This window comes from Maribacter caenipelagi, assembly GCF_004364175.1.
GTDB lineage: Bacteria > Bacteroidota > Bacteroidia > Flavobacteriales > Flavobacteriaceae > Maribacter > Maribacter caenipelagi.
Map to the genome: position 1 here is coordinate 87505 of NZ_SNZW01000016.1, position 14505 is coordinate 102009.

The 14505-nt window shown below is 37.5% G+C and carries 6 protein-coding genes; 4 read left to right on the plus strand and 2 right to left on the minus strand.

Features of this window, described 5'->3' with window-relative positions; genetic code table 11:
* Nucleotide 1: 1 nt before the first annotated feature.
* On the minus strand, nucleotides 2-1930 hold the full coding sequence (gene nagB, locus DFQ03_RS13020) for a glucosamine-6-phosphate deaminase (protein WP_133673619.1): 1929 nt from the start codon (nucleotides 1928-1930) through the stop codon (nucleotides 2-4).
* Nucleotides 1931-2133: 203 nt separating this feature from the next.
* Here nagB and DFQ03_RS13025 point away from each other — a divergent pair, with 203 nt between their 5' ends.
* Both DFQ03_RS13025 and murQ read left to right on the plus strand, forming a co-directional pair.
* Nucleotides 2134-2883 (plus strand): DeoR/GlpR family DNA-binding transcription regulator, encoded by a 750-nt coding sequence (locus DFQ03_RS13025; RefSeq protein ID WP_133673620.1) that lies wholly within the window; start codon nucleotides 2134-2136, stop codon nucleotides 2881-2883.
* Nucleotides 2884-2887: 4 nt separating this feature from the next.
* The gene (gene murQ, locus DFQ03_RS13030; protein ID WP_133673621.1) at nucleotides 2888-3700 is read left to right on the plus strand and encodes an N-acetylmuramic acid 6-phosphate etherase; all 813 of its coding nucleotides are present in this window, start codon (nucleotides 2888-2890) and stop codon (nucleotides 3698-3700) included.
* An 83-nt stretch (nucleotides 3701-3783) separates the two neighbouring features.
* Here the strand turns inward: murQ and DFQ03_RS13035 are convergent, their stop codons facing one another.
* Nucleotides 3784-4905, minus strand: a complete 1122-nt coding sequence (locus DFQ03_RS13035) for a PQQ-dependent sugar dehydrogenase (protein WP_133673622.1) — start codon at nucleotides 4903-4905, stop codon at nucleotides 3784-3786.
* Nucleotides 4906-5032: 127 nt separating this feature from the next.
* Between DFQ03_RS13035 and DFQ03_RS13040 the strand changes: the two genes are divergently transcribed.
* Together DFQ03_RS13040 and DFQ03_RS13045 are read left to right on the plus strand one after the other, a co-directional pair.
* The gene (locus tag DFQ03_RS13040) at nucleotides 5033-13600 is read left to right on the plus strand and encodes a T9SS type B sorting domain-containing protein (RefSeq protein ID WP_133673623.1); all 8568 of its coding nucleotides are present in this window, start codon (nucleotides 5033-5035) and stop codon (nucleotides 13598-13600) included.
* A 187-nt stretch (nucleotides 13601-13787) separates the two neighbouring features.
* Nucleotides 13788-14501: a carboxylesterase family protein gene (locus tag DFQ03_RS13045; protein WP_133673624.1), complete on the plus strand. Its 714-nt coding sequence runs from the start codon at nucleotides 13788-13790 to the stop codon at nucleotides 14499-14501.
* Nucleotides 14502-14505 lie beyond the last annotated feature (4 nt).

A 14505-nucleotide genomic window follows, 5' to 3' on the forward strand; every position in this document is an offset into this window, starting at 1 on the left:
GTTAGTTGAATTTATGTCTTACAAAGGCCTCCATAGCGGCGTATGATGATAAGCCCATTGCTTTGTATTTATTGGCGGTGTCACGGTTTCTTTCTTCTGCACGCATCCAAAATTCTCTAGAGTCGTCACCTTGAAACATTACACCGTCTTTTTGAGTTTGGTGGCAGAAAATAGCATATCGCTTTTTCAACACTTGCCCAGGACTCATCGGTACTGCCATTTCAATTTCGTTGATATCCCACTCATGCCAAGCACCTCGGTATAACCATACCCAGCAGTCTTTCATAAATGATTCTGATTTCAATTCTTCGCAAGCTGCAAATACGGCATCTAAACAAACCTTATGCGTACCGTGTGGATCAGCTAGATCGCCAGCGGCATAAATTTGATGAGGTTTTATTTGTTTGATAATATCTACAACTATCGTAATATCATCTTCAGATAAGTTTTTCTTCTTTATAGTGCCTGTTTCATAAAAAGGAAGATCTAAAAAATGTACGTTTTTATCATCAAGTCCCATATACCTTGTTGCGGCATAAGATTCTCCTCTTCTTATTTTTCCCTTTAGATTTCTAACTTCTGGAGCATCTATTCGAGTTTCGTTTTTATCTGCTATAGATTTAATTATATTTTTAGCCTGATCTGACGGACTGATTTGCATGGCTATCTCAGCATATTTTCTAGCATCTGTATCTGAAACCGCAATATTACCTGAAGTTTGGTAAACGATATGCACATCATGCCCTTGCTCAACTAATCTATCAAAAGTTCCGCCCATAGAAATTACATCATCATCTGGGTGCGGACTAAATATGATAACTCTTTTTTTAGCCGGAGTAGCACGTTCAGGTCTGTGTGTGTCGTCGGCATTAGGTTTTCCGCCTGGCCAACCCGTAATCGTATGTTGTAATTTATTGAACATTTCAATATTCAGGTCATAAGAATCATCTAAGGCTAAAAGATCGGCCATACCGTTATCATTATAATCTTTATCGGTTAAACTTAAAATGGTCTTACCTGTATTTTCACAAAGCCATACCATAGCTTTCGCCTTTAAATCCTCTGTCCATTCACAAGCATCGACCAACCATGGTGTTTTATTTCTTGTTAATTGGCTACCCGCACCAGTATCTAAAACAAAAGTACAATTGTCATGTTCTTGCAAGTAAGTAGCTGGTACATGAGATGAAATATCGCCTTCAATTGTTTTTTTAATGATACCCGCTTTGTTTTCACCCCAGCCTAATAAAACGATTCTTTTGGCTTTTCTTACCGTAGCGATCCCCATGGTAATTGCTTTTCTTGGTACATTGGCTATTCCTAAGAATGAAGGTGCGGCATCTACTCTTGTTATGTGATCTAATGTAATTACTCTTGTTCCAGAATTGAAATGTGAACCTGGTTCGTTAAAACCAACATGCCCTGTTCTACCAATACCCAATAATTGAAAGTCCAAACCGCCAAACTCTTTTATTTTGCGATCGTAGCTTAGGCAGTATGCTGTAGTTTCTTCATTACTTACGGTGCCATCTGGTATATGAATATTTTTTTCAGGAATATCTACATGATTAAAAAGATGCTCATGCATGAAGTAAAAATAACTCTGTATGTTATTCGGCTCCATAGGTAAATATTCATCTAAGTTGAAGGTGACAACATTTCTAAAGCTCAAACCTTCTTCTTTGTGCATGCGAACCAATTCTTCATAAACCCTTATTGGTGAAGAACCAGTTGCTAAACCTAAAACGCAATTTCTTTTTTGTCCTTGTCTCTTTTTTATTAAAGCGGCAATTTCATGAGCCACTACTATCGAAGCTTCATTGGAGTCTTCGAAAATGACATTATGAATTTTTTCGAATCGCGTTTCTTCAAATTGACCTATAGGCTTATAGCTAATGTCGAGTTTGGAATTTTTTGCGGTATTTTTCATGAAGTGGTGGTAGAATTTTGGATTTTTAATTCATGCAAATATATGCGTTATTTTTATTTATTGCAGTTTTTTGCAAGAAATAATGCTGTATTGTGCTGTTAATTAATATTAAATTTATAGTTCACTAACATTAACGTCATAAAACGGCATGAGTTAAAAATCATTATCTTTGACGTATTGATAAGTGATAAAGTTGCAAAAACATGCTAAAAGAAGAACGTCAACAAACAATTTTAAGCGAAGTTGACCTACACAATAGAATACTTATAACCGATATTGCCGAGGCTTTAGATGTGTCTATTGATACCATTAGACGTGATGTAAAAGAACTTGATGCCGAGAATAAACTGCGTAAAGTTCATGGTGGCGCAATCTCTATGGGGTACATGACCAATAGTGCCAGAAACACTAATATATATAAGATAGAAGATAAGGCGGCAATTGCGGTGAAGGCAGTTAGTATGCTGCGAGATGGTGCCGTTATTTTTTTAGATGGTGGTACTACGTGTATGGAGCTTGCAAGAATTATACCTGAGAATTTAAATCTTACTTGTTTTACGATTAGTTTACCGGTTGCTATGGAATTGTCTCATAAAGCAAATATTAATGTAATTTCTATTGGGGGACAAATTTCGAAGGAAGCACAAATTGCTATTGGCGCAAATGCCATTCATCATCTATCTGAGATACGATTCGATTATAGTTTTATCGGTACAGGATATGTTGATGCAACCTACGGATTAACAGAATTCGATTGGGATATTGTTCAAATCAAAAAGGCGGTTATAAAAGCTTCAAAGAAAACAGTGCTTTTATCCATTTCTGAAAAACTGAATTCTCAGCACCGCTATAAAACTTGTGATATCAATTCTATTAACACGATGATCACAGAATTAAAACCTGATGATAAATTGCTAAAGGCTTTTAGAAATCACGATATAAAAATTATTTAAGTATATGGATTACAAAAAAATTACCGAAACTCCGTCTAATCACGATAATTTAGAGTTGATGGATACCGCTACTATTCTTCAAAAAATGAATGAGGAGGATAAGAAGATTGCCGATGCTGTGGAAAAAACGATTCCGCAGGTAACGAAACTTGTAGATGCCTTGACTGAAAGATTTAATAAAGGCGGAAGATTATTTTACATAGGTGCAGGTACCAGTGGTAGATTGGGAATTTTAGATGCTTCTGAAATTCCGCCAACTTTTGGTATGCCACATGAGCGTGTAGTTGGTTTAATTGCCGGGGGAGATACAGCCATTAGAAAAGCTGTTGAAAATGCAGAAGATGCTACCAAACAGGCGTGGTTAGATTTAAAAGCACATGATATTAACACAAATGACGTTGTGGTGGGTATTGCGGCTTCGGGTAGTACACCATATGTAATTGGTGGGTTGGAAGATGCTAAGAAAAATGGAATATTAACGGCTGCAATTACAAACAATCCTGGTGCTCCCATTGCTAGAATAGCCGATATTCCTATTGAGATTAATGTTGGACCCGAATTTTTGACCGGTAGTACTAGAATGAAAAGTGGTACTTCTCAAAAATTAGTATTGAATATGATTTCTACTGCCCTTATGATTAAAATAGGTAGGGTAAAGGGTAATAAGATGGTGAACATGCAATTAAGTAATGACAAACTTGTAAATCGTGGTACCCGCTATATTATGGAAGGGTTGAATATTGAATACGACGCGGCTGAAGCATTATTAAAAAAGCATGGTTCTGTTAAGCTAGCGATTGATGCCGGTAGGGTATAAGTAGTTTTTTATTTTTAGGTTAGTATAAAAAGGTCTGTAATCATTTTTGAATACAGACCTTTTATAATTTAGTGAGCTTGCTATTATTTTATCGGTATTAATTTATAAATGCCTTTTCCTTCAACGGCTACATAAACAAAACCATCGGGACCTTGCTTTACAGCACGTACTCTACCTAGTCCGTCCATTAATTTTTCTCTTGCGATTACTTTGTTTCCATCCATTACTAATCGTTCTAAATATTGAAAAGCTAAAGATCCAACCAATAGACTCCCTTTCCAATTTTTGTATTTATCCGTAGTCACAAATTCCATACCGCTAGGGGCAATAGAAGGTACCCAATAGTGAATGGGTTGCTCCATTCCGCTCATTTCTGTTTTGTCGGTAATTGGGGTTCCGCCATAATTGATTCCGTAGGTAACTAAAGGCCATCCATAGTTAGCTCCTTTTTTAATAATATTTATTTCATCACCACCTCTCGGTCCGTGTTCGTTATCCCAAATGTCTCCGGTTATTGGGTGCTTTATTAATCCTTGCGGATTTCGGTGTCCGTAACTGTAAATAGCAGTCTTGGCACCTTCTTCCCCTATAAACGGATTGTCTTTCGGTATACGCCCATCGTCATGTAAACGGTAAATTTTACCACCATCTCTCTTAATGTCTTGCGGATTGATTTCTCTGTCGCCACGTTCACCAATAGAGAAGTATAAATATCCGTCATTATCAAAAGTAATTCGAGATCCAAAATGTTGCCCTTTTGTCGTATTGGGTACAGCCTTATAAAGCACTTGTTTTTCGGTCAAAGAATTGTTGTTCAATTTTGCTCTCATTAATGCAGTATGTCCTCCTTTTTCATCACCGTCTGTAGATGCATAAGTGAGGTAGATCCATCCGTTTTCTTTGTACTTCGGATGAAGGGCAACATCTAATAATCCGCCTTGGCCTCGGTTATAAACTTTAGGAATATTGCCGATTATCGTTTTTTTTCCATTGTTAAAATGAATCAATTTGCCTTCTTTTTCAGTGATTAAAATACTATTGTCAGGAAGGAAGGCGAACCCCCATGGAATCTGTACCTCATCGACGAATAGCTCAGCTGTAAAAACAGACTCTTTTGGCGTAGTTACTTTGTTATCAGTATTTTGTGCGCAAGAAAAATTTAGCGATACAACGAATAAAAGGTTGAAGATGATACTATTTTTCATATACAAGCGTTAGAAATATATTAGTGGACACATGATTATTTAAAAGATAAAATATAAGTATAAAAATTACACCAAAGAACTAATTAGATCCCAAATCAACTTTGTTCTTAAAAACGAATCTTAACCTATGCTTCCAAAACAACAGCGGTATGCGCTGTATGTACTACTTCTGATTGTTATTTCAGTAATTGGTACTACGGCTCTGGCCAACTCTAAAGTAACTACTTTATACGAAGAGGTGGCTCATGTAATCGAAAAGGCTGTTTCGGTTTCTACCAAAAACAAATCGACCTTAGAAAAGAAAGCTCAAGTTGCAAGAAAATCTACCTTAGCTCCCTCGGCAATGTTTACAACACTTATTGTAGGTGCTGATGCTACCGAGACTTGTAATGATAACGGTTTTACCATTGCACGTTTTAATTTATGCGGCGATTATGATGATCGTATTATAAGTTTATCTGGCGGACCATACAGTTCGGTGACATGGCAAGTGCTTGGTGGTTCTTGTACATCGAACGTAAATACAGAATGCCCTAATACTACAGCATCATGTTATTCTACAATTAGTTCTGGTCAAACATTTAATTTAGATGCTAGTACTGTACCTGCAACTTCAGGTGCTGAATACAGAGCACTGGTAGATGGTCAACCATATTATTTTAAAGTAAAGAAAAGTACCATAACCCAAACCCATGTAAAACAAGATTACATCTGTGGTGTAGATGGTAGAATACAGATTACCAATTTATCGAGTGCTTACGAATTTAGTATTGATGGTGGTACTTCTTGGCAAGGTGCAATATTTTCTAATCTAACACCAGGTACTTATAATATTCTAGCAAGATTAAGAAATACAGCCAATACTTGTGAATACCCTTATGAGCCTATTGTTATAGAGGAAAAAGAAATTGAAATAGCTACAACTTTTACAGATGCATTATGTAGTGGCGATACAGGTAGTATAACCGTTACAGCTTCTAATGTGCCTGGTCCTTATAAATATACGTTATTGAACTCTAGTGGTGTAGCCCAAGAGTTTACGGCTTTTATATCTACCAATCCTTACACCTTTTCAGCTGTAGGTTTTGGGACATATACCGTACAGGTAGAGACTCAACAATGTACAGGCGATCCTTTAAACGGTATTAACCCACCAAGGCAAAGTTTAGATACAAGTGGGAACCCAATGACTATTGGTGCAGGTGCTTCAGCTATAGATGCTTCTACAGAAGTGAACAGTAGTTTTGGTTGTTCAGATATTTCTAGTGTAGATATTACTCTAAATACGACTGGTGGTTCTGCACCATATACATTTATGGTTAATGGCGGACCTGTACAACCTGCATTTGGTGATGCCGCTACAGATTCCGGTACAACTACGTATACCGTGAGCACAGCAGGGACTTATGATTTTGTTATTACCGATAGTAATGGGTGTATTATAAATGCTTCTTCTGATGTTGAAGATCTATTACCGCCAGATATCGCCGTTGCAGGTATTGATGGCACTTGTAGTAATGGAGGTGCAAAATTAGAGTTTACTATAAATAACGGTAGAGGTTATAATATATCTTATAGAGAAAGCGCATCTGAACCTTGGGTAAATACACCACAGATTTCAGTAACTGCTGGTACTTATAATGATATTGAAGTAAGATACCAACAAGGCGGATTTGAATGTACCCTTGCTTTACCTTCAGTGACAGTAGATACGGTAGGATCTTTAACTGGGTCGGCTACAAAAGTAGACGATGTAACATGTACAGGTACTGGAACTACTGGCGGACAAATTGATTTTGTTGGTCCGTTTTCTGGTGGATCAGGTAGTGGATATGTCTTTAGTATTGATGGGGTCAATTTCTCTGCAATAACTTCTTATACCGATTTAGCTGCGGGTACATATTCCCCAATTATTGAAGATGCAGGAGGTTGTCGTTTAAACCTTACTTCGATAGAAATTTTAGATGTTGACCCTCCAACTGATTTAGATTTTGCACAAAGTAATGTTAGTTGTGCTGCCGGTACATCTGATGTTCAGTTGACACCAACAAGCAACGCGGCTATCAATAGATATGAAATAATTAGTCCGGCTTATTTTGATAATGGTAATAATGATACTTTTACAGGGTTACTAACTTCTCAGGCATATATTTTTCAAATTACCGATGTTAACGGTTGTTCTTATACTGAAGGTTTTAGACCTGTTGTTATAAGCTCTATTCGAGTACAAGTGAAGTCTGGTGGTGATTTAAGAGTTTGTAATGGAGCTACCGATGGCAGTGGAACTTTTATTATCGACGGCTTTGCCAATAATTACACATATGATATTAATGGTGGACTTTTTACAGGAGGACCACAAAGTGATCGAGAAGTAGTTTTACCTTCATCTGGTGCAGGTACATACACTATTACTGTAACTGATGCTGATACTGGTTGTACCGATACTACATCTTTTGATATCAATGAAGCTCCGGTGTTAGATTTGTCTTCAAGTACGGTTACGGATATGAGCTGTGCCAATGGAAATTTAGGAGCTGTTAGAGCAAATGCAATTGGCGGTTGGGGTACATATAGATATACCTTAACACCACCTGTAGGACCACCAATTGGACCAAAATCTGGAAGAACCTTTAGTAATCTTTCTGCAGCGGGAACATACACATTAACTGTTGAAGATGCTGAAGGTTGTACAGATACTTTCTCTTTCGATTTAAATTCTATTGATGCTCCAAGCATTTCTTTGGACGGTCCGTCATCAGATTTCTGTTTCGTGGCAGGTATAGGTGCTACGGTAGCGGTTACTTCTACTGCAGGTACGGCAGCTATTGGTTCACATCAATATAGAATTAACGGAGGTACACTTCAAGCAAGTAATTCTTTTGCGGGACTTTCCCCTGGTAATTATACGATTGAAGTGGTAGATGGTAATGACTGTTCAGATAGTCTACCTATTACAATAGCGCCTCAACTAAGGGTAAATACAAGTATTACTACTGAAATACCTTGTGGTGGAGATCCTGGAAGAATTAGAGTAAGTGTTAATGGTGGTTATACTTCTGGTGTTGGTGCAAAACAATATGAAGTTAGTTCTGATGGAGGAGTTACTTTTGGTACTGCATTTCCACTTACTACAGATACTTTTGATTTTGATACAAATGTACCTGGAGATTATGTTTTCAGAATTACCGATAATAATACTACAAGTAGTGGTTGTGTTGCAGAATCTGTTGCTATCACTTTAAATCCGCCTCAAAATATTGCTGCTGCATCTTATGTTGCTAGACCGGTTAGTTGTAGTTCAACCAACAATGGTTCGGTAACAATTATACCAGATGCTACCAGCGGTGTACCACCTTACGAAGTTAATTTCAATGGAACGGGATGGGCATCAGAAACAGTATACTCCAATTTAACTGTAGGTACTTATTCTTACTTGGTTAGAGATGCTAGAGGTTGTGAAACCCCAGCTGATACTTTTGATATTGTGTTAGATACAACACCGCCACCTGCAACTACGGTTTCTGAAGAACAGGCAGTTTGTGGAGGTAGTGGGCCAGTAAGTGGCGGTATCAATATTGATTCTGTAACTGACGGTACAACTAATTATACATTTATAATTGAAGATAATACGGGAGTAGAAATTACAAGAATGGAAGATGTAGCAACTTTACCGGTTCAAATATTAGATGCAGGTTTAGTAACTGGCGATTATACGGTAATTACCATTGATGCTAATGGTTGTACAGATATAGATACGGTTACCATTACTTCCAACGAAGTTGTGATAACACCTATACCGCCACCAGTTCCTTTAGATTGTGATGATACAGCTTTTACCTACTCGGTTAGTGTTAGTGGAGGCACAGGTCCTTACCAAATTAGATTAATGGATCAACCAGGTTTTTATAACTTGAACAACACACCAGCAGTAAATGATCATACGTTTGATAATGCTACAGACGGAATTCAATATGGTGTAGCATATACCGTAGTAGTTTTAGATGTGGGTACAGGTTGTACATATGAACAAGAAATTCCTCCAGTAGAAGGTCCGTCAACATTAGATGTGACAGCATCTTCTACGCCAGGGGCCTGTGATATCAATAGAAATGGTGAAATAACCTATGATATTACTGGTTATACTATTGGTGATCAGTTAAGAATAGTATTGATCAATAACGAAGATGGATCGGAAACGGAGTTAGAAGCTTCTATGACAACTACAGGTTTACCTTATAATGGTAACTATCCAGAATTGCCTGGTGATTATCAAATTTTAGTTCAAAATTTAACCGATACCTGCACAGATGCCGCTCCGGTTACAATACTTCAGAATTTACCTGACATAGATATCTTACAAGAAGTTCCTGCAAACTGTAATGCTTTTGGTCAAGTAACGGTACAAGGTAGAGGTGGTTCAGGTGGTCCATATGAATTTGCCTTTATGGATACTGGCTTAGCTCCTACAGGGTGGACTACAGATACAACATTCGCTGCACCAGATGGTACTTATGATGTGTATGTAAGAGATGCAAGTGGTTGTACATCATTTGATATTGCAACGATTATATCATTAGATCCAGATTTGCCGGTTCCTACTTTTGCTGTAGTAAATCAATGCGATCCTACTTCAACTTCTTTTGATATCACCGTAAGAGTACCTAATACTTTAAACACACCTAGATTTACTTTAGGAGGTGATGAGCAATTACCTACAATTGTCGGCGCTTTTTGGGAGCATACTTATATCGTAAGTAGTCCTGGTGATTATGTTGTAGATGTAGTCGATGCCAATGGTTGTACTAGTGAAGGTACTGCTACGGTATATGATTTCTTATCCGCTACAGGTAGATTTTCAACAGATAGCACGTGTAATGATGCAGATGGAGAAATAACTATATCAACTACTGGTGGTAGTGGAGATTTTACTTATGAGTTAACAGGTATCGATTATACCTCTAGCGCAGTGGGTCCAATATCACAAACAAATGATCCAATATTTACAGGATTAACTCCTGGTACTTATGAAGTATTAATTACGGATCGTATTGTAAACGATGGTGCTGGTTTTTGTGAAACAACTGTTACAAACATCATTTTAAATCAAGCAGCACAGCCAGTAATTGTTTCTGAAGAAGCAATCGATATTAGTTGTAGAGATGAGAATGACGGGTCTATTGAGATAGTAGTTGGTCCGGCAAATGCATTGGTACCATTCACATCTCAAGACACTCCAATTACCTATATTTTAAATAATGTAACCTCAGGAACTACAGAAGTAACTAGAAATAATACTGGTGCTTTTTCAAATTTACCGGCAGGTGATTATCAAGTTCAAGTCGTAACGGCTCGTAATTGTGAGGTGTTATCTGGAATACACACCATCAATAATCCTGATGCTTTCAGTATTACTGCCAGTGCTCCAGATTTTGCTTGTGAGCCAGGTGCAAATAGATATAGTTCAACTATTATCACAGTAAATGTTGTTGATCCAGGAACAATTGGTTCTGGTTACCAGTATAGTATTACTGGATTTGAAAATTATCAAACAGGAAATACATTTGAAATAATCGACAACGGTTCACCTCAAAACATTACGGTATATGCTATAGACGGCAATGGCTGTCAAACAACTTTTGATGTACCAACAATAAATGAACCAACAGATGTTATACCTACCATTGTTGAGGTTGACATTTTAAATTGTACAGATGATGAACGTGTACGTATAGAGGTTAGCGGTACTAGCGATTTTACGGTAAATACTGTTTCTGTTACTCCAGTGGCTCCTGTAACTAATACTTCTGGTAATAACTATGTGGATGTTTACTTGTCTGATGTTGGTGATTATTTATTTGAAGTAGTTGATAATACAGTGGGTTGTACCTACCCAATGCCAGTGCATACGGTGAATACACCAGAAGCACCTACGGTATTAATTAGCGAGGCTAAACCTGTTAGTTGTGCAGTGCCAGGTAATGATGGGGCGTTATTCATAACTGTAGGTAATTACACGGGTGAATATGAAGTGTTTGTTTATGAAGCAACTGATGTAACTAGGTCTACACTTTTAGCTTCTCAAACTTTTAATACAAATGACTATCCAGATGTAAATGGAGATGAGGCTAGAGTAGATAATTTGATAGGTGGTAACTTAATTGTTGATGTGGTATCTATTGATGCGCCTTTCTGTTCAGGTACAAGTAATGTAACAAACATTAGAACTCCGAATGGGGAACTTCAAGTAACGGCAGAATCTGTAGGTAATGTAAGTTGTACTAATGATACAGGTGAAATAATAGCTACCGGTATCGGTGGTTGGGATACTACTCCTTATGAGTATAGATTATTAATGAGTGCAGATGGTGGTGCTACGTATACTACTGAAATTGCTGCATTCTCAAATAACAATGAGTTTTTCAATTTGTCTTTCGGGTTCTATGAAGTTGAGGTTAGAGATGTTGAAGGTTGTACGAATACAGTAGAAATTGAATTGGAAGAAGTTCCACAAATTGTTGCGGGTATTAGAGAACCACAAACGCTAGATTGCCCAAATGGCAATAACGCTGTTCTTGAGGCTTATGATGTTACTTCTGGAGATGCAATTACAGCTACTGCTGGTGCAAGTGGAGGTTTTGCTGGTGCGGGCTATAACTACACATTGTTATATTTAAGTGGTGATGACAATACAGCTGTTGTTTCTGAAAGCGGGTTGCAGAACACACCTACTTTCATAGGTGATAGTGGCGGATATATTAGCGCAGGGTGGTATGCAATACAAGTATCATCTAGTTTCGGTTGTTTATTTGTAACCGATGCGTACTATGTTGATCCACCACCACCAATTCAACCGGTTTTGGTACAGACAAGAGTACCTGGTTGTGGAGGAGATGGAGAAATGAGAATGACGGTAGAGAATCCTGATCCTTTATTTACGTATGAATATTTAAGAGTTGAAAACGGAGTAACTATTGGTGCTTATGTCCCTATGACTGGTAATTCTATAACTGTAACCGGTGTTCAAGGTATTACGTATCAGTTCGATGTTAGAAAAGTAAATGCAGCAGGCGCTTGTCCGGCAATACGTTCTAATGGTATTACTATGACCGATGCTACGGGTATTACTTTACTTCCAAACTTACCAGATGATATTTCTTGTGCTTCTGAATTAGATGGTAGAATAGAATCATTTGTTAATGGTGGTGTGGGGGCAGATTTATTTTACTTGTATGAAGGTGATCCTATAGATGCCTTTAATCCTGCAGCAACTGCTACGGTTGTAAGAGGTCCTCAAGATAACGGTACTTTTGAAGGTCTTCCTGAAGGTACACAATATTACATTGCTGTTACTAGTGGAGCGACTTGTATGGATATTGCTGGTCCTTTTGAAATTATTAGACCAGATCCTATAATTTTTGATGCCGTGCCTACAGATGTAACTTGTAACGGAGAAGAAGACGGAACCATTACTGTTTCTGTTAGTGCAGGTGGTGAAGGCTTAATTCAGTTTGCAATTGCGCCAAACTTTAATGAATTCTTTAGTGATTCTGATAATCCGGGTACGTATACTTTTGATGAGCTTGCAGCAGGTACTTATGAGATTTTAATAAAAGATGACAATGGTTGTTTTGAAAAAGATTTCATCACTGTTGAAGAGCCTGATGAATTACAGATAATAAACATTGATACCACACCTGAGTTATGTATTGGTGCCAATAACGGTTCTGTTGTTTTTGATGTAATAGGTGGTACACCGTTCGACGATGTTACTGTAAACCCAACACCATATTTTGAGTACAAAATTGAGATGGTTGATCCAATAGATGAATCAGGTACTGCAGTATATGCTCCTTATACTGGTGAAATAATAGAAGATCTACAAGGTGGAGCGTCGTATGTTATTTACATTCAAGATGTTAATCTTTGTGCCGTATCAGAATTGTTTACTATTGATATTGGAGTCGATCTTACTGCAGCCCCAATAGTTCAATATGGTTGTGAAGGTATATTCCCAACAAGTACAACTACAATACAATTGGAGAATAATAACTTGTTATCTGAGTTAATGTTTGCACTAGACCCTATTGACCCTACAGATGCAATCACAGCTAATGCTACCGACGAGTATGTTTGGGGAGATTTACCTGCTGGTGATCACATCGTGTACATTTATCATGAAAATGGTTGTACCAATATGGTAGAGTTTAGTATCGATGGATATGAACCTTTGAGCTTAGTTGTTGATAAAACTGGACCAAATGAGGTTCTAGCTACAGCGGCTGGTGGTTATGGTGAATATGAGTACTTTTTCAACGGACAATCTTTTGGTAGCGAAACTACATTTATAACCAATGAAAGCGGAATTGTAAATGTTCGTGTAAGAGATGCAGGAGGTTGTGAGTTAGAGCTTAGTGTACCTTTTGAGTTTACGGGCATGTTGGAATTCCCTAATTTCTTTACTCCGGATGGAGATAACCTAAATGATATCTGGTCACCTAAGAATAGAGACCTTTTTGATGGCGTTGAGGTTCGAATTTATGACCGTTATGGTAGAGTAGTGGCTGTATTAGATGAGGTAAGCGGCTGGGATGGTAAATATGAAGGTAAAGAAGTACCAACAGGTGATTATTGGTATGTAGTAAATGCCAATACTGATGAACTTAAATATGTAGGTCACTTTACTTTATACAGATAAATAAAAGAGAGAACATAGATTTAAAAAAGAGGATGCATTGAGCATCCTCTTTTTGTTTTGTAAAATTTTAAATAAGTTTTTGAATTCTAATTAGTCTAAAGTTTTGAACACAAATGAACCTAAAACCACTTTAACTTTAAAAGAGTTTGTTTTTAGGGTACATTTGATAGAAAATTTGTATTTACAGATGAGGTCAATTTTATATATTCTTTTACTGGTTATTTTTCAAAGTTGCGCATCGCAGGCAAAACCTATTCTTGTAGATTCAGAAATGCAAACCAATGTAAAAGAGAACCTAGCCTATTACTTATATTACCCTGAGGATTATGAAGAGGAGCCTGAGAAAGATTTTCCAATTCTCTTGTTTTTACATGGCGGTGGTGAATCGGGCGATAGTCTGGTTACGGTGAAAAGAAATGGTCCGCCTAAATTGATAGTTCAAGGTAAGAAATTTCCGTTTTTAATATTGGCTCCTCAGAATCCGAATGCTAAAAAATGGTGGAATACTAGGGCGGTAAAGCAATTACTAGACTCTATTGTAGATAATAATAGAATAGATAAACGTAGAATTTATTTAACAGGATTAAGCCGTGGAGGCGGAGCTGCTTGGGAAATGGCAGTTCAATATCCTCATACCTTCGCTGCTATGGCGGTGGTTTGCGGCATGACACCTTTACCTTATGCTTCATGGATTAACCGCGAAATGCCTATATGGGTTTTCCATGGTGAGAAAGATAAATCCATTCCCTTTTCTGAATCAAAAAATATGGTTGCTAAGTTAAAGGAAATGGGGTACGAAGTTATATTTACCAGATACCCCAATGTTGGTCATAGTGCTTGGATCAAAGCCTACGAAACAGAAGCACTTTACGATTGGTTTATGAATCAGGAGTTGAAATAGCTTA

What these genes read in the sequence shown, in the direction of transcription:
- nagB (WP_133673619.1), bottom strand. Translation starts at nt 1,930, where the DNA reads ATGAAAAATACCGCAAAAAATTCCAAACTCGACATTAGCTATAAGCCT.
- DFQ03_RS13025 (WP_133673620.1), top strand. Translation starts at nt 2,134, where the DNA reads ATGCTAAAAGAAGAACGTCAACAAACAATTTTAAGCGAAGTTGACCTA.
- murQ (WP_133673621.1), top strand. Translation starts at nt 2,888, where the DNA reads ATGGATTACAAAAAAATTACCGAAACTCCGTCTAATCACGATAATTTA.
- DFQ03_RS13035 (WP_133673622.1), bottom strand. Translation starts at nt 4,905, where the DNA reads ATGAAAAATAGTATCATCTTCAACCTTTTATTCGTTGTATCGCTAAAT.
- DFQ03_RS13040 (WP_133673623.1), top strand. Translation starts at nt 5,033, where the DNA reads ATGCTTCCAAAACAACAGCGGTATGCGCTGTATGTACTACTTCTGATT.
- DFQ03_RS13045 (WP_133673624.1), top strand. Translation starts at nt 13,788, where the DNA reads ATGAGGTCAATTTTATATATTCTTTTACTGGTTATTTTTCAAAGTTGC.